Annotated in this window: 15 protein-coding genes; 5 read left to right on the top strand and 10 right to left on the bottom strand. The window is 69.0% G+C overall.

Annotated features, from left to right (window positions below):
* Nucleotides 1–289: 289 nt before the first annotated feature.
* The 9 genes from AC3EO4_RS38365 to AC3EO4_RS38325 form a co-directional block, all read right to left on the bottom strand.
* Nucleotides 290–1,393: an FAD-dependent oxidoreductase gene (locus AC3EO4_RS38365; protein WP_379575619.1), complete on the bottom strand. Its 1,104-nt coding sequence runs from the start codon at nt 1,391–1,393 to the stop codon at nt 290–292.
* Nucleotides 1,394–1,730: 337 nt separating this feature from the next.
* Nucleotides 1,731–2,576, bottom strand: a complete 846-nt coding sequence (locus AC3EO4_RS38360; protein ID WP_379575618.1) for a hypothetical protein — start codon at nt 2,574–2,576, stop codon at nt 1,731–1,733.
* Nucleotides 2,577–2,611: 35 nt separating this feature from the next.
* On the bottom strand, nt 2,612–3,565 hold the full coding sequence (locus AC3EO4_RS38355) for an acetamidase/formamidase family protein (RefSeq protein WP_379575617.1): 954 nt from the start codon (nt 3,563–3,565) through the stop codon (nt 2,612–2,614).
* Entirely contained in the window at nt 3,558–4,388 is an 831-nt protein-coding gene (locus AC3EO4_RS38350) for a carbon-nitrogen hydrolase family protein (protein WP_379575616.1), read from the bottom strand. The genes AC3EO4_RS38355 and AC3EO4_RS38350 overlap by 8 nt, the downstream gene beginning before the upstream one ends.
* A 23-nt stretch (nt 4,389–4,411) precedes the next feature.
* Nucleotides 4,412–5,212: an ABC transporter ATP-binding protein gene (locus AC3EO4_RS38345; protein WP_431900338.1), complete on the bottom strand. Its 801-nt coding sequence runs from the start codon at nt 5,210–5,212 to the stop codon at nt 4,412–4,414.
* Complete coding sequence (locus AC3EO4_RS38340) at nt 5,209–6,162, bottom strand: ABC transporter ATP-binding protein (RefSeq protein ID WP_431900336.1); 954 nt, start codon at nt 6,160–6,162, stop codon at nt 5,209–5,211. The genes AC3EO4_RS38345 and AC3EO4_RS38340 overlap by 4 nt, the downstream gene beginning before the upstream one ends.
* Nucleotides 6,159–7,019, bottom strand: a complete 861-nt coding sequence (locus AC3EO4_RS38335; RefSeq protein ID WP_379575613.1) for an ABC transporter permease — start codon at nt 7,017–7,019, stop codon at nt 6,159–6,161. The genes AC3EO4_RS38340 and AC3EO4_RS38335 overlap by 4 nt, the downstream gene beginning before the upstream one ends.
* On the bottom strand, nt 7,016–7,978 hold the full coding sequence (locus AC3EO4_RS38330) for an ABC transporter permease (RefSeq protein ID WP_379575612.1): 963 nt from the start codon (nt 7,976–7,978) through the stop codon (nt 7,016–7,018). The genes AC3EO4_RS38335 and AC3EO4_RS38330 overlap by 4 nt, the downstream gene beginning before the upstream one ends.
* 9 nt (nt 7,979–7,987) lie before the next feature.
* Nucleotides 7,988–9,637 carry an ABC transporter substrate-binding protein gene (locus tag AC3EO4_RS38325; protein ID WP_431900333.1) on the bottom strand — a complete coding sequence of 550 codons (1,650 nt, stop codon included), beginning with the start codon at nt 9,635–9,637 and terminating at the stop codon, nt 7,988–7,990.
* 254 nt (nt 9,638–9,891) lie between these two features.
* On the opposite strand from AC3EO4_RS38325, the gene AC3EO4_RS38320 reads away from it, so the two are divergent.
* The 5 genes from AC3EO4_RS38320 to AC3EO4_RS38300 all read left to right on the top strand — a co-directional run bounded on the left by AC3EO4_RS38320 (nt 9,892) and on the right by AC3EO4_RS38300 (nt 14,837).
* Nucleotides 9,892–10,566 (top strand): GntR family transcriptional regulator, encoded by a 675-nt coding sequence (locus AC3EO4_RS38320; protein ID WP_379575610.1) that lies wholly within the window; start codon nt 9,892–9,894, stop codon nt 10,564–10,566.
* Between the two features lie 657 nt (nt 10,567–11,223).
* Nucleotides 11,224–12,918: a serine/threonine-protein kinase gene (locus tag AC3EO4_RS38315; RefSeq protein WP_431900331.1), complete on the top strand. Its 1,695-nt coding sequence runs from the start codon at nt 11,224–11,226 to the stop codon at nt 12,916–12,918.
* 170 nt (nt 12,919–13,088) lie between these two features.
* Complete coding sequence (locus tag AC3EO4_RS38310) at nt 13,089–13,388, top strand: hypothetical protein (protein ID WP_379575608.1); 300 nt, start codon at nt 13,089–13,091, stop codon at nt 13,386–13,388.
* 39 nt (nt 13,389–13,427) lie between these two features.
* On the top strand, nt 13,428–13,919 hold the full coding sequence (locus tag AC3EO4_RS38305; RefSeq protein ID WP_379575607.1) for a hypothetical protein: 492 nt from the start codon (nt 13,428–13,430) through the stop codon (nt 13,917–13,919).
* Between the two features lie 234 nt (nt 13,920–14,153).
* Nucleotides 14,154–14,837 (top strand): hypothetical protein, encoded by a 684-nt coding sequence (locus tag AC3EO4_RS38300; protein ID WP_431900328.1) that lies wholly within the window; start codon nt 14,154–14,156, stop codon nt 14,835–14,837.
* Nucleotides 14,838–15,127: 290 nt separating this feature from the next.
* Here AC3EO4_RS38300 and AC3EO4_RS38295 read toward each other — a convergent pair whose 3' ends face one another.
* Entirely contained in the window at nt 15,128–15,952 is an 825-nt protein-coding gene (locus AC3EO4_RS38295) for a hypothetical protein (RefSeq protein ID WP_431900326.1), read from the bottom strand.
* Nucleotides 15,953–16,225 lie beyond the last annotated feature (273 nt).

Genomic DNA, 16,225 nt, shown 5'->3' with positions numbered 1-16,225 from the left:
CTCGACGAAGGCGACCTCGAACGGGCCGCTGCCGCCGACCACCAGGCCTTGGAGAGCGCCGGCATGCAATCGACCCTCGTAGGATCCAGGCTCAACACCCTCCTTTCCTCGGCAAACCGCCACCACACCCCGAGATCGCTGAACTCCACTCCCGCGCCGCGGACGCCGCGGCCCGGGCGCCGGTCACCTCAAGGGTCGCTGCCTGATCATGCCTGACACGTGTGTCCCCTACGTTCTGCATGAACGGGGCTGGGCGCGTGAACGAAAGGCCCTTGAGCCCCGCCTCGCGTCAACCGGCGAGGTGCTCCGGCCGTACGCCCATGCCGATGAAACGGCCCATGACGTGGCGCAGCGGCGGTAGGGCCCTGAAAGCGGTGAAGATCGGCGGCACGTGTTCGGACGTGTCGTCGCGAAGGTCCTTGGGGTACAGATCGCGCAGGATGCCGAGCTGGAAGGCTTGCGTTATCTGCGCGGCGCGCTGCCTGCGCGACTGGACGCCGGCCAGGTCGTCCTCGCTGGGGACCCCCGGACGGAGGAGAGCGGGGCTAAGCAGGTTGGCGGTGGCCACCGCGTCCTGGATCGCCAAATTGATCCCCACGCCGCCCGCCGGTGACATGGCATGCGCGGCGTCACCGATGCACAGCACTCCCGGCTGATGCCACCGAGGCAGCCGGGCGACCCTCACCGTCAGCTGATGTACCTGGTCCCAGCTGTCGATCTGCTCGACGCGATCGCGCAGGGCGGGCGCCAGACCGGCGACCCGTTCCCTGAAGGCGGGCAGTCCCGCCTGCTTGATCGTGGCGAACGCGGCCGCTGGGATCGCGTAGGCGAGCTGCCAGAACTCGCCCCGGTCGATGGAGATCAGTGCGCCCCTGCCGCCCTGGAAGAAGGGCATCTCGTCGCCTTCGCGACGGGGGAGGTGGAACCACAGCACGTCCATGGGAGGCGAGCCGGCCACGGGTTCCAGGCCGGCCTTCGTGCGGATGGTGGAGTGGCGGCCGTCCGCGGCGATCACCAGGTCGGCTCGCACCTCGACTGGCCCCTCGGCGGTGGTCGCCCGCACACCGACCGCTCGCCCGTCCGCCGTGATCAGATCTGTCGCCTCGGTGCTGCGCAGCAGGCGGAAGGAGGGATACGCTTGCGCCTTGCCGGCCAGGAAGTCGAGCACGTCCCACTGCGGCATGAAGGCGATGTAGGGGCAGCGCACCTTCAACCGGCTGAAGTCCGCGAAGGTGACGGCCTGGCCGCCCAGGTTCACGGTGACGTCGGGCATCTTGGTGTGTGGCAGGCGCAGGAACTCCTCGATCCACCCCAGCTCGGAGATGAGCTCCAGCGTGGAGGGGTGGACGGTGTCACCCCTGAAGTCCCTGAGGAAATCGGCGTGCCCCGACACCCAAGACATCCTCGCCGACCCCGGGGGCACCGACCCCGGCACGAGGCCGCGAACCTGATCACGAACGTGGCCACCACCGACGCCACCGTGCCCGACACGGCGATGACCGCCACCATCCATCAGCACCTGGCCCGGCGCGGCCTGCTACCCGCCGAGCACTACCTGGATGCCGGCTACTCCTCAGCCGAGCATGGCGGCGCTTGTGATCCACCGCGAATGGATTTCAAGCGTGACGGAGCCACACTCGTGATCAAATGCCGAACGCTGGCACTGGTACAGCTTGACACCTTAGGCAGATCGGATGTCTGCGATCGTCGGATTAGAAGGCCGGCGCAGATCACCGTGCACCCGATAAGGCCCGCTCGGGCGGCGGCTGGTCGGCGTCGACGGTGAGCACGTGGGTGAAGAAGTCCTTCACCTTGCTCACCACGCCGGGGCCGTAGTGGCCGACGCCCGGCACGACGTCGTAGCGGACCGGGATGTCGTGCCGTTCGAGGCTGCGCCGCAGAGCCTGCAGCCGTATGGTGCGCGGGACCCCCTCGTCGTTGACGCCGGGGATCCAGGCGGGATGGCCCGCGGGCACGCTGTTCGACTGGGTCCCCGTGTCGTCGGCGCCGATCACCAGGTGCATGGCCGTACCGCTGAGCGCGGCCGGATCCACCTTTCTGCCCAGCGTTGCCTCGGCTCCCGCAACGCCCGCAGGCCACGGTAGGTCCTCGTCGAGCAGGGTTACCGCGCCTGGCGCGCCGATCGAGGCCGCGCGGACCCGCTCCGGATGCAGGTACACGAACCGGTGCGCGAACTGGCCGCCGCCCGAATAGCCGAACAGCAGGAACCTGCTCCCGTTGACCCGGTAGCAGGCGGAGATCTCCTCGACCATGGCGAGTAGGACCTCGTCGAAGCGGATCCCCCGGTGTTCGAGGTACTTGTAGCCGTCGAACTCGCCGGGGTCGGGGATGCCGACGGGGAACAGTGGCGCGAGCACGATGCAGTCGTTGGCCCTGCCGAAGTCCTCGAAGGAGTCCCGGTATGACTGGACGTCCCGTTCGGTGCCGTGGACGAGCACGACGAGCGAGTAGACAGTGTCCCCTTCTGGCGCGTAGTCGTCGGGGACGTACAGGCAGTAGGAGAAGCGTTGGTCGTATTGGCACGCGTACAGCGGCGTGCGACCTATGTCGTACACGGAGAGTTTGCGCGATCGGTGCATGATCCCTCGTATCAGGGAGAGGGGTGGGACAGGTGGGATGGCAGCACGTAGCGGGGTACCGCCGCGTGCACGGACGACCAGCCGCCGTGCACGCACTGGTTCACGGTGACCTCCGCGACCGCGCCGAGCAGCTCGTACGCCTCACCGGGCCGGTAGCCGCACTCCTCGACCAGCCTGCGCCGGAGCTCGGTCATGGCCGAGCGGAGGTTTTGGTCGACGCTCACGCCGTGGGCACAGCCTACGGTGCCGATCCGGTGCGGCTCGTCGAGGTACGGCCCGGCCATCGCCCGGCCCGTCCCCGGCAGCAGGTCGACCCTCACGGTGACCTCGGCGCCGGCCTCCAGCGCGGTGCCGGTGATCTCGGCGTCGCCCATGAGCGCATGCACGTCCCCGAGAGACACCAGCCCGCCAGGCACCTCCACCGGCAGGACGAGCACACTGCCGGGCCGCAGCGCCTGGCAGTCCATGTTGCCGCCGCAGCGGGCGTGTGACAGCAGCGAGGGGAAGGCAGGACCCGCGGAGGCCACTCCGAGCGTGCCGACCATGGGCCTGGCCGGCAGCGCCAGACGGCCCAGCGAGGTCGGGAACCACACCGTGTCGCCTTCCACGGCGCACACGCGGGTGTCCCCGAACGGCAGGTCGAGCTCGGGATCGGCGTGGAGCACCGTCACGGCCCGCGCGCCGAGGCTGATCTGCCCGACGGTGATCGCCAGCGCGTCGCCAGGGACGGCACCGCTGACTGCGACGGGGCCGGACACCGGGTTGAACGCGCCGACCAGCTCGATCAGCTCGGCCTCGGTGCGGAAGCGCTGCTCGGGCGAGCTCAGCAGGTTGGAGAAGCAGTCGAGTGTCTCGAAGACCAGGCTGGTCCCGCTGCCGACCTCGACCACTGCGGGCTCGCCGCTGTCGTAGGCGAACCGGCGTGGACCCGCCGGCACCCGCACGGCCGTCGCCAGGTCACCCATGGGCCGGCTCCAGCGCGACCTGCCCGCCGTACACGGCAGGGACGGTCTCGTTCGGCGCGTTGAGCGCGCCGCGGGCCTGGTCGAGCGCGCCCCGGTCGAGCTCGACCATGACCAGGCCGGTGCCGTCCTCCGCGCATGCGAGCACGCGGCCCCACGGGTCGACGGCCAGGCTGTGGCCGTGGGTGACGAACCCGTCGGGGCTGACACCCTCCTGCGCGGGGGCCAGGACGTAGCAGAGGTTCTCGATCGCCCTGGCGCGCAGCAGCGGCTCCCAGTGGACGGCGCCGGTGACGGCGGAGAAGTTGGACGGCACGCACAGCACATCCGCGCCCGAGCGGGCCAGCGCCCGGTACAGCTCAGGGAAGCGCAGGTCGTAGCAGATCGACAGGCCGAAGGTGAACCCGCGGTAGGAGACGGTGACCAGGCGCTCGCCCGGGGTGGTGTAGGCACCCTCGTCCTCGTCCACCTCGGCGGTCCGCAGCCGGAACAGGTGCACCTTTCGGTACTCGGCGGCCGGCTCGCCGCCGGGGCCGACGAAGACGGAGGCGTTGTACGGCCTGCCCGGATCGCCGGAGGCGAGCCAGAGCCCGCCGGCCAGGACAGCGATCCCGTGCCTGGCCGCCCGCTCGGACAGCAGCGACAGCGTGGGCCCCGTCCTGTCCTCGACATGCTCGGCCGAGAGCGGGCCCCGGTAGGAGCACGCCTCGGGGAACAGGACGAGCTCCGCGCCCTGACCGGCCGCCCGGTCGAGCGTGGCCGCCATCCGGCGGAGGTTGTCGGCCCTGTCCTGCCCCGAGGACATCTGGGCCATGGCGATGCGCATGGATCTCCGTTCTTGACGTGGCTTCACGTGCGGCCGAGGTCAGGCGTGGCCGCCAGCAGCGCACGGGTGTAATCCTGGGCGGGCTCCGCCGTCACCTGCCTGGCCGGACCCTCCTCCACGATCCTTCCTCGATGCATGACCACGATCCGGTCGGCGACGTGGACGGCCGTGGCCAGGTCGTGGGTGATGAGCAGGATGCCCAGCTCCCTGGTGCGGCGCAGTTCGCCGAACAGGCTGAGCACACCCGCTCTGACCGAGACGTCCAGCATCGAGACGGGCTCGTCGGCGATCAGGTAGGCGGGTTCGAGGACGAGGCTGCCGGCGATGGCGACCCGTTGGCGCTGTCCGCCGGACAGCTCGAACGGCCTGCGGTCGAGGAAGGACTCGACCGGGGTGAGCCCGACCGCCGTCAGCGCCTCGCGGACCCGCTCGTCGCGTTCGGCTCTCGGGACGCCGTGGATGGCCAGCCCCTCGGCGACGATGTCCCTGACCTGCTGGCGCGGGATCAACGACTCGTAGGGATCCTGATAGATCATCTGGACGCGGCGGCGGAAGTCCTTGAGCCGCCTGCCCCGCAGGGCGGTGAGGTCGGTGCCGTCCACGCTGACCCGGCCGGCACCCGGCTCCTGCATGCGGACCAGGCAGCGGGCCAGCGTGCTCTTGCCCGAGCCCGACTCGCCGACCAGCGCGACGATGGACCCCTTGCCGAGGGTGAGACCGACCCCGTCGAGGGCCGGGGCGGCCGGGGTCCGCCGGCGCGAAAGGATGCCGGACCCCAGCCGACGGCCGTAGGTGACGACGACGTCTTCGGCGACGAGGCTCACGCGACCACCTCCGCCAGGTGGCATGCGCAGGACCTGCCGCCGGCCAGTTGGAGCAGCGGTGGCGCGATGGTCGCGCACCGGTCCACCGCCTCGCCGCAGCGGGGTTGGAAGGCGCAGCCAGGCAGCGGCCCGTCGAGCCTGGGCGGCGCGCCGGGGATGGAGGCCAGCGGCCGCTCGCCGGCCAGGTCGGGTGTCGCGTCGACCAGGCGCCTGGTGTACGGGTGGCGAGGGCTGTGCACGATGTCGACGCACGGCGCGCTCTCCACGACCGAACCCGCGTACATCACGGCGGCCCTGTCGCACAGTCGCGGGACCAGCGCCAGGTCGTGGGTGACGAGCACAATGGCCAGGCCGAGCGAGTCGCTCAGCTGCCTCAGCAGGGTGACGATCTGGTCCTGCACGATCACGTCGAGCGCCGTGGTCGGCTCGTCGGCCAGCAGGATCCTGGGCCGGCACGACAGCGCGAGCGCGATGACCGCCCGCTGCCGCTGGCCGCCCGACAGTTCGTGCGGGTAGCGGGACACGGCGTCCTCCGGCAGGCCGACCAGGTCGAGCACCTCGCGGGCGCGTAGCCTGCCCTCCTGCCTGGAGCCGCCGTGGATGCGGACCGCCTCGACGATCTGGGCACCCACCCTGCGGACCGGGTTGAGCGCGTTCATCGCGCCCTGGAAGACCATCGCGATGTCGGTCCAGCGGTGCGGCCGCATCGTGGTCTCGCCGCCGGCCAGGATGTCGGTGCCGTCGAGCAGCACCTGCCCTGAGACGGTGGCGCTCGCGGGAAGCAGGCCCATCATGGCCAGCATGGTCGTGGTCTTGCCACAACCCGATTCGCCGACGAGGGCGATCCGCTCGCCTGGCGCGAGGTCGAGGCTGACCGCGCGCACCGCGCGCACAGGCGCGCCGCGGGTGGAGAAGGCGACCTCCAGGTCGCGGATGCTGAGCAGGCTCATCTGTTCACCACCTGGAAGTACGCGCGGGACACGTGCGCGACCTTGAGCCGGGGGTTGAGGGTGTCCTCGATCGACTGGGACACCCAGTAGCAGCACATGACGACGAGCGAGATGGCGATGCCGGGCGGCGCGAAGGCCCACCAGGCGCCCTGCGTCATCGCCGTCCGCTGGAACGCGAAGCGGATCATGGTCCCCCAGGTGATGGTGTCGGGATCGCCGAGGCCGAGGAAGGTGAGCGCGGTCTCGGTGAAGATCGCCAGCGCGATGGTGAGCGCGGCCATCGCGCTCAGCAGCGGCGCCAGCTGCGGCACCAGGAAGCGGACGATGACGCGCGCGTGGCTCGCGCCGAGCCCGAGGATGCGCCGGATGGCCGGCCGGTTCCTGAGGGAGGCGGTCTCCGCCCTGACGACACGGGCCGTGGACGTCCACAACAGCAGCGCGATCACCACGACGAGATGGCCGATGCTGCTGCCCCACACCGCCGCGATGACGATGCCGAGTGGCAGGGCCGGGATCACGATGGCGTAGTCGGTGATCCTCATGAGCAGCCCGTCGACCCAGCCGCCGAAGTAGCCGGCCACCACCCCGACGACGCCGCCGACCAGGATGGCGACCAGGGCCGCCGCCGCGCCGACGAACAGTGTCGGGCGGGTGCCGTACAGCAGGAGGCTGAGGACGTCGTGACCGCCGTCGTCGAGACCCAGCGGGTGGGCCGGCTCGGGCGGGCCGAAGACGGGGCCGACCTGCTCCGCCGGGTCGTACGGCGCGAGCCATCCGGCCAGCAGGGCGACCGCGGTGAGCAGCAGCAGGACGGCCACGCCCGCGGTGGCCCGCGGGTTGGCGCGCAGGCGTCTCATCGGGCCACCCGCGGGTCGAGCCGGACGTAGAGCAGGTCTGCCAGCAGGTTAAGGGTGACCACGGAGACGGTGAGCACGAGGAAGACTCCCTGCAGCATGGGGTAGTCGCGCTGGACCACCGCTTCGTACATGGCCCGGCCGACGCCAGGCCAGGAGAAGACGCTCTCCACCAGGATCGAGCCGCCGATGAGGCCGCCGAGCGATAGCGCGACAAGTGTGGTGATGGGCAGCATGGCGTTGGGCAGCACGTGCCTGGTCAGCGTGCGGACGGGTCCGGCGCCGAGCGCCCGTGCCGTCAGCACGTGGTCGTCGCCGAGCGTCTCCATCATCGAGGAGCGCACCACCAGCGTGTACTGGCCGAACACGATGAGCGCGATGGTCATGGCCGGCAGAGTCATGTGCTTGACCAGATCGGCCAGGACCTCGGTGCCCGACGGGTCGATCAGGAACTCGTCGCGCATCCCCTGCGCCGGCAGGTAGCCGCCGAGCAGCAGGATCAGCAGCAGCCCCAGGAAGTGCGTGGGGACCGAGTAGAAGGCGATCGCGGTGTTGGTGCTGAGCCTGTCCACCCACCCGCCCCGGTACCAGGCCGCCAGCGCGCCGCTGACCAGGCCGAGCAGCAGGGCCAGCAGCAGCCCGATGGTGACCAGGGGCAGCGTGTTGGCGAACGCCTCGGCCAGACGGTCGACGACCGGTTCCTGCGTGGCGAAGGACACACCGAGGTCGCCGTGTGCCAGACGGCCGAGATAGATCCAGTACTGGTCCCAGAGCGGCAGGTCGAGGCCGAACTGCCGGCGGAGCGCGGCGGTCAGCTCCGGCGAGCCGCCGGGGACGCGTGACAGGTTCGCCACGGCGTCTCCCGGCAGCACGCGGAAGAGCAGGAAGTTCAGCGTCACCACCGCGTAGACGGTCACCAGGGTCGCCAGCAGGCGCCTGATCAGATGGCTGGTACGCGACACAGGTAATCCTCAGGAACCGGAGCCGGCCGACAGCAGGCCGAAGCGGGACTGCGAGTCGAGGATGCCGAGCGCGGAGGTGGCGAACCCGCTCCAGCTCTTGGTGTGGGCCTCGACGACGTCGTCGTAGTGCGTGATGACGTACGGCCGGGCGTCCTTGATCATCTTCTGCATCTGCCAGACGATCTCCTTGCGGGCTCCAGCGTCGACCGTGCTCGCCTGCCGCTCGTACATCTCGTCGTACTTCTTGTCGCAGTAGGCGGTGTCATTCCAGCTGCCCCACTGGTCACATGTCATGGCGTTGAGCAGGAAGTCGGGGTCACGCTGGGCGATCCAGCCCCACTGCGCGACGGTGTACTGGTCGTACTTCTTGTCCGTGCCCGTCATCTGGTCGAAGGCGGTGGCATTGTCGGCCGGTCGCGGCTTGAGCTGGACGCCGATCTTCTTGAAGTCCTCGGTGACGATCTGCAGGGCGCGTTCTCCCTCGCCACCCTCGACGTCGGGGATGATCACCTCGTACGACATCGGCTTGCCGCCGGCGACGCGGACGCCGTCAGGACCCGGTCGATAGCCGGCCTCGTCGAGCAGCGCGGCGGCACGGGTGAGGTCGAAGGCGTCGGGCGTGACCGACGGGTCGTACCAGTCGCCGCTCACCGGCGGGATGATGGAACCGCCCGGCGTGCCGAAGCCGAGATATGCGACCTCGATGATGCGTTTCCTGTCGACCGCGGCCTCGAACGCCTCACGCACCTTCGGGTCGCGCAGCTCGGGGTGGGCCTTCTGGTGGGGGGACTGGTTGATGATGAGGTCGTGCATGCGGAAGCCGGGCTGTCGGGTCACGGTGAACCCGGCCTGCTCGACGGGCTTGGCCGCGGTGATGGGCAGCGGCGCCGCGTAGTCGATCCTGTTGGTCTTGAGCGCGTTCACCATGGCGTCGGGGCTGCTGAAGAACTGCAGGCCGAAGCCGGACAGCTTGGGCTCGTCGCCGTACCAGTGGGGGTTGGGCTCCATGAGCGCGATCTGGTCCTTGGTGTACTTGGCCAGCCGGAACGGTCCACCGGCGACCAGCGGCGCGGCGTTCGGGGTCTGCTTGAGCCGCATCCCGTCGCCGGTGGCGTGCTGCTGCCACACGTGGGCGGGGAGCACGGGGATCTTCACCAGGCGACCGAGCACGTTGGCCGTCGGCTTCTCGTAGGTGACGGCGACCTGGGTGGGGCTGGGGGCGGCGGCGCTCTTGACGTTCTTCACCGACCCGGCTTCCGAGGCGGTCGCGCCCTTCCGGTATTTCACGATCGTGTTGATGGTGAAGGCCACGTCGGCCGCGGTGAGGGGCTTGCCGTCCGACCACTTCGCGCCCGGACGCAGGTCGAACGTCCAGGTGAGGCCGTCGGGTGAGGTGGTCCACTTCGTCGCCAGGTCGCCTTCGAAGGCGCCGGAACCGGTGTACTGGACGAGGAACGGGTAGTTGTACCGGAAGATCATCGCGCAGGTCGTCCCGGTGGACGCGAACGGGTTGATCGAGTTACAGGTGAACGTGGTGCCGATCCGCAGCACGCCGCCGCCCTTCCCCACGGTAGAGGAGGCAGGGCTCTGACCACCGGAGCACCCCGCTACCAGGAGACCGACCAGGGACAACGCGGCGATCCGAGTCTGAGGTTTCACCGTCTTGCCTTCTTTCTCCGCGCCCACACGAGGCTCGGGCCGCACGCGAGGTCAAGGGCGTGGGCCGGGGCCGTACCCCAGCGGAGGCCATGTCGGCCTGGGGGATCACCGGGGCTCGTCGCGGGTTGGACAGCCAGTATATCGGTCTGCCGTTTCCCGACAAGCCCCCTGTTATCGGCCCTACACAAAGGGCTTCCCGCGGTTCATCCACTGCCGGGATCGCGACACGAGGCGTTAGCCGATATATTTGAAGGGTGCCCCTGCCGCTAGTGAAGTCAGCCAGGCGCTACACGAGCGCCCAGCAGTTCGCCTACGAGGAGCTGCGCAGCTGGATACTCAATGCAGTCCTGCAGCCCCACGAGGTCCTGCGTGACGTCGAGATAGCGAACTTCCTCGGCGTGAGCCGCACACCCGTGCGCGAGGCGCTGATCAGGCTCGGCCAGGAAGGGCTCGTCGAGGCCAGCGCCAGCCGGATGACTCGGGTCGCCGGTCTGCCCCTCGACCGGGCGCCCCACCTGTTCCAGGCCGGCGCGCCGCTCGACGCGCTGGCCGCCGAACTGGCCACGCCCCTGATGACCGAATCCGACCTGAACCTCATGGAAGGCCTGCTCGAGTCGATGGCCCGCACCACCGCTCCCGACCGGCTCAGCGCGCTCGATGAGGAGTTCCACCGGGTCTACTACCGCAGAGCCGGCAACCCGGTGCTGATCGAGATGCTCGAATCGCTCGACGAGCAGTTGCGCCGCATCGAGCGACACATCTGGGGCTACGTCCCCGTCCACGAGGAGGCCTACGAGGAGCACCGCGTCCTGCTCGCCGCGCTGCGCTCCGGCGACGCCAAGGCCGCGGCCGACGCGGCCCGCGCCAATTGGCTGCGTTCCTGGCAGCGCGGCGAGGAGCTGCTGAAGCCGGCATCCCAGGAGATGTGACGCGCGGACAGCCGCGTGCAAGGGCCTACGCGATCACTCGTCATCACTCGCTTGAGCAGGCCGACGAGGCATCGACGTTGATGCCGCCCGCAGTTCGCATCGAAGGGTCAGAGGGGCGAACCCCCTCATCTCCACCCAGGTCGAAGGCCGCTTCTGAGCGATCAGAGGCGGCCTTTTCGTATTCGGGTGACTACGTGTCCTCGAATTTCCGGTCCATGGCTTCGGCTCCTTCGAGGTGCACCGGGCGCGGTCGCTTGCGGTACACGGTCTCGGTGACCGCCGTCGGGACCCTCGCCGGTGTTCAGGCGACGACATGCGGCACTTGCCAGAGCCGCGCGTGGTTCACGGTGCGGTGTACTGGTCGTGCTTGGCGTACAGCGCGGTCCATTCCTCGTCGCTGAGCCGGCGACCGGAAGCGACGATGTCGGCGAGCTCCCGGAAGTACGCCTCCCTGGGCGCACAATCTTGTGGATCCGAAGCCTCCAACCCGCCTGAAGATCTATCCGGGGGTCTTCAGGCATGTTTGCCACGTCAGGCGCGCTCGATCGGTACTACTGGGCCGAGCACGCGGTGGTGGTCTCAAACATGATCCACGCCATGGGGCCGCTCTCTTGGAGGCGGTGGCCGGAGGTGTGAAGGGCGCACTATGGTCATTTCGTGCTTCCTCTCGCCTCCGCTGATCCGAGCCAGATCGACTCCTACCAGCTGAGCGGCGTGCTCGGCCGGGGCGGGCAAGGGTCGGTGTACTTCGGAGAGAACGCCGACGGCGCCAAGGTGGCGGTCAAGGTGCTCCATGCGCAGGTGAGCGACGAGCAGGCGTATCGGCGGTTCATGCGGGAGGCGGAGGCCGCCCGGCGGGTGGCGCCGTTCTGCACCGCCCGGGTGCTGGATGTCGGGGTGGCCGATGGCCGCCCGTACATTGTGAGCGAGTTCATCGCAGGGCCCTCGCTGGAGCGGTTGGTGAAGGGCGAGGGTAAGCGCTTCGGCAGCGGGCTGGAACGGCTGGGCGTGGCCACCTTGACCGCGCTGGCCGCCATCCACCGGGCCGGGGTCGTGCACCGGGACTTCAAGCCGGGCAACGTGATCATGGGGGCCGAGGGGCCTGTCGTGATCGACTTCGGGATCGCCCGCGCCCTCGACCAGACCGCCACCAGCAGCGTGATGGGCACGCCCGCGTTCATGGCCCCCGAGCAGTTCGAGAGCGCGATGGTCGGGCCCGCGGCGGACCTGTTCAGCTGGGCCAGCACGATGGTGTACGCGGCCACCGGGCAGCAGGCATTCAAGGGCGACACGATGCCCGCCCTGATGTACGCGATCCTCACCGCAGAGTCGGACCTGTCGGGGGTGCCTGAGTCGCTGCGACCGCTGCTCGCGCGCTGCCTCGCCAAGGATCCCGCGGTACGCCCCGGCATCGAGGAACTGCTTGGCCTGCTGACCGGGCAGGAGGCCGGGGTGAGCGTGGCGAGGGAGATGGGGGCGTTGCCGACCCTCCCCGCGCCAGGCGGTCCGGCGCCCCAGCCCTCGGGCACGCTGCTCCTGCCCGACCCGGCCTCGGGCCCACAAGGCCCGGCGATACCGGTCTCAGGCCCGCACGGCCCAGCGACGCAGGGCCCCGGTATGCCGGGATCGGGCCCACAAGGCCCCGCGGTGCCGGGGTATGGGGTGGCCTGGCCTGGTCATGGGGGTCCTGGCGGCGCGCCGGTGATGGGCTTTCCCGGTGCGCAAGGTCCCGGATTCCAGGCGCGGGGGAGTGGGGTCCGGCCCGCCGCCCCGCAGCTGGCCGCCTCCGTGGTGACCATGGTCCTGATGGGCCTGCTCGCGCTCACCCTGTTCTTCAATGGCGTGGAGGTCTTTGTCGTCGAGGCGATCATGCCCAGGTCGATCATGATCAGCATGGCCTTGCTGATTCTGGTGGTTCCCGCCTTCTGCGTGGCCGTGTGGCGGCACAGCGTGGCCTCGGCGATCAGCATGGGGCTCGTCATCCCGCTGGCGTTGCTGTTCTTGGCCTGGGGGCTGGTTCTGCCCGGCGAAGACGACATGCCAGGTGTGCTGCTCGCGATCATCCCCGCCCTGCTGCTCGGTCTGGTGATCGCGGCGGCCTCGCTCCTGCTGTGGCGGTTGGGTCCCGTGGCAGCGATAACCGGCGGGATCGGGGGCCTGCTGCTGTCGCTGGAGACCCTCACGCACCTCGCCGCCATGCTGATGGACGGCTCGATCTCCGTCCTGAGGTACACGATTGTCATCACCACCAGGTTCACGCTCGGCGCGTGGGCGCTGGTCATCGGGATTCTGCTGGTGGTGCGGGCCGTACAGGGGAGAAACAGGTCACATCGCGAGCCGGTCGCTCGCTGACGGCTGCCTTCTCGCACGTTCAGCCTGAGCCACCACGAGCCCGGCGGCGGCCAGTGCCCACATCACGATGGCCAGCCGTCCGAGCGCCTCTGCGCGAACGCTCCAGAGCGGGACCCCGCAGTCCGCCCAGTCCTACGCCAAGATCACCCCCGCTACGCTGACCAAGGCCTATGACAAATGCTGGCTACTTCGCCCGCAACGTCCGAACCATCGAAGTCCTTCTCGACCGCGACGCCGTCACCTCCGAGGCCGCGGCCGGTGGGGAGGCCTGGCAGAAAGGCAACCTGCAACGCATGTCGATGAGCATCCCGCTCACCGACGAGGAACGCGCTGCAGTAGACGATGGCCAGGCTGCGCTGGATCAGCTGCTCGACCGCCTGGCCGACGTGCCGACCCCTTCCGGTCCCACACCTCGACAACTCGCCATCCCGCCCGGCACAGCACTTCTGCCGATCATCACGATCACATGAGGATGCGGTCGAAGTCACCCAATGCCACAGTTCAATCCCATGACCCTGCTGAACCTTGTCGTCGAGTTCGGCCTCACCGGGCAGGTCGGTCCGCTCCACTGCGGCATGCCCCTGGATCAGGCCGAGGAAATCCTCGGCCCTGGACGGCCCCACCCTGCCATCGTGATGAAGGGGCACGACCTCGACGGATATCCCTACTCGTGGGGCAGTCTGGACCTGGTCGTCACCCAACAATCCGTCAGCGGCATCTGGATTCGGCTCCGGGCAGGCTCCAACGCACACCTGCCCTCGATCGTCCTGCCGGACTCCCACTCCCACTCAGCTACCGTGCGCCGCGAGGCATTCGTCTCCGCGCTGGAAGTCAGCGGCTGCGCACACGAGGTCGAGCAGAGCCTGACATTCGGGACCCAGTTCAGCATCCGAACCCAGCCCGCCGACGTCTGCGCGGTTTTCTTCCCATCACGCAAGGATGAGCACGTGACGGACCGCGAAGGCCTCTATCTCGGAGTGATCCACAAGCACATCGCTTGACATCGCTGGTTCCACATGAAGATCAAAATGATCAAGCGGCAGATGTCCGGGCGAGCTGGGACCGCGCTCCTCCGCAAGCGCATCCTGCTCATGGCCATGGTGACGTTGTCCTGTGACACCGAACCTTGCGTTCGTGCCATCGAAGGTTGGATGGGTCTGAGAGCTTGTTGAGATCGCCGGCGTACGGTCTCATGGACCGCAACGAGGGGCATCACCGAGATGAGCGGGGCAGGCATGGAGGGACGCATCGAGAAGGCCAAGCTGTCCTATGAGCATGCTGTCTTCGTCGGCGATGTCGGTGAGCTGGCAGCGGCGGAGCGGGAGCTGGACAAGCTCGAAGCCGATCTCGCTGTGGCCCGGGGACGGATCTTGCACGCGCGGTTCCTCGATGACCGGCGCGAAGACCCACGTGAGCTGGCGCTGTTCGAGCGTGCGACACACCTGTACCGGACGCTGGGTGATGCCGCGGGCGAGGCGGATTCAGTGTTCTGGGAAGGCTGTTTCCACCAGGTCGTACGGAGCGACCCCGACCGCGCCGTTCCTCTCCTTGAGCAGTCGTACGACTTGGCCACTGCGGCAGGCGACCGATACACCCAGTGGGAAGTGCTCCGGCACCTGGGGATCGCGGACCATGCCGCGGGCCGGCTGGACGCCGCCCGGGAGCATTTGGAGGCATCGGTACGGCTATGCCGGGAGCTCGGGCTGCTGGCTGCTGTCGCCGCCAACCGGGTAGGGCTGATCTACATCGCCGCCGCGCAGGGGCGACGGGACGACGCGGTGGCGCTGGCCGCAGAGGCGTACGCCACCGCCGAGGCGTGCGGGGCCCGCCGCATCATGCGGCAGGTCGCGGAGGCGCGTATCCAGACCATGGCGCCGGACACCGATCATGGCGAGACCCACGATCGGAGCGCACCTTGAGCCGCTGAAGCCTCGATGTCACAAGCTCGAGGTTCGTTGTCACCGGACAGAAGCGACGTGAGAGTCGTTGCGATCACGAAATGTGGGCCAGTACCCAGTTTTCACGCGTCGTCGACACAACCGTGAGTGCCGCGCTGGACTCCCTCTTCGTCACCTCGCTGGCCGGTGCCGCCGCCCGCGCTGGCTGTTCGGCCTGGGCGCGGCTGGCGGCCGGCCCGCTCGGACGCGCCCGCCCGCGACCCCCTCTGGTCGCGCGACCACGTCCATTCGATTGCGCAAGCTGCTGCACATCAACCGTTGGGGGTATGTAGGCGCAACATGCGTGGGTCCAAGCAGATAGCCTGCTGCTCAGGCAACCCGCCCGCAATGGCGGCCTGGATGAGCGCGGTGCTGACCCATTCCTGGTCAATGGCTTTGCTGTTGTCGCGGCGAAGTATCGGCTCCGCAGCTGGCCGGCCGTGGCATAGCGCCCTCACCAGTGAGTGGACCGCCGAAGGCACCGGGTATGCGACGAAGTCGTCATGACTGGTGTGGATCACGATGACTAGGTGCTCGCGGTCGCCGTCGGCGACGAGGCGAAAGTCCTGCGGCGCGACGGTGGCCAGTACGTCGACGCAGGCGCCTGTCGCCTCCAGCAGCGCGACCGCGGCCGCCTCGGTCGATCGGCCGTCGGCTGCCAGCCGTGCGATACCGCGACGCAGCAGCCGGCGTTCGTCCCGAGTGAATCCTCCGCTCGTGCCGCTGTTGCTGTCCTCGGCGGCTTTTGCAGCGCGTTGAGAGGTTCGAAGAGCCCCGCTTCGCCAAGCGAAGGCATACAGCGAGGTGAGAATGGCGCGCTTCCTCGTAACCGTCGCGTTCGCCAATGGCCTGGACACGCCCTGGCCTCCCGCGAGCCCACCGGCGAGCGCCGCGCAGTAATGATCCACTTCGGCCCCGGTGACGGCGAGCAGGCCGAGAGCCGGCTCGGCGGCGTGCAACCAGCGCAGGAACGCGGCTACCACTCGCAAGCGGGTCTTCCTCAGACCGTGAGAGGGGGCGCTCTGCAGCCATGCAGTTACCGTCTGCCGACTGAGTTCATCCAAGGTGTCGACCACGTCGATGTCCGCACCGTTCACCGTGCCGCCACCAGGACTGCGACGCGGCCGCAGCCCGGGAATCCGCCCGATGCGGAAGTCCTGACGATGGCATTGGGCATCTCCGGAGAGCCGGGCACACCACGCTGGCGCATGTCAGGTAGACCAGTCATGATGTTGATCATCTCACGGGCGAATGCCGCATAGAGCGCCTCCAGCCTCATCATCGCGTGGCGGCTTGACCTGCGTGGATGGAATTCTCGGCATGCGCAGGGTTCTCCACGAGTACTCCCATGCCGGCTGAACTGCGTGGAT

This window comes from Nonomuraea sp. bgisy101 (assembly GCF_057708945.1).
This window is presented reverse-complemented; position numbering and strand designations above follow the sequence as displayed.